The organism is Xenorhabdus entomophaga, from assembly GCF_037996725.1.
GTDB classification, from domain to species: Bacteria; Pseudomonadota; Gammaproteobacteria; order Enterobacterales; family Enterobacteriaceae; genus Xenorhabdus; species Xenorhabdus khoisanae.
This window is the reverse complement of sequence record NZ_JBBMXH010000393.1, coordinates 1-346: the sequence shown is the minus strand read 5'-3', so window position 1 is coordinate 346 and position 346 is coordinate 1. Positions and strand designations below refer to the sequence as shown.

Genomic DNA, 346 nt, shown 5'->3' with positions numbered 1-346 from the left:
CCATTGCCCTTTGATTTTGATATACGTTTCATCCATGCGCCACCGACGCCCAACGTCAGGCTTGCTTCGCCGATAACGTTTCACGATCAACGGAACCAGGCGATGAACCCAACGAGAGAGCGTAGCGTGATCAACGGCAATTCCCCGTTCAGACATCATTTCCTCTAGATTGCGCAGGCTCAGGGCATAGGCCAGATACCAACGAACGCATTGGGCAATAATATCGGTAGGATAATGGTAACCCTTCACCAGTCCCCCATTGACACAAAAATGTGATGTTTATCGCTTGATCCGCATTTCCCTGTTGCTTGATCCTGCCAGTCAGGTAACTTTTTCACCCATGAAA

The 346-nt window shown here is 49.1% G+C and carries 1 pseudogene; it reads right to left on the bottom strand.

What is annotated here, in order from left to right:
• Positions 1-249: pseudogene (locus AAC854_RS23355) on the bottom strand (IS6 family transposase); the annotation flags it as partial.
• Between the last annotated feature and the right edge of the window lie 97 nt (positions 250-346).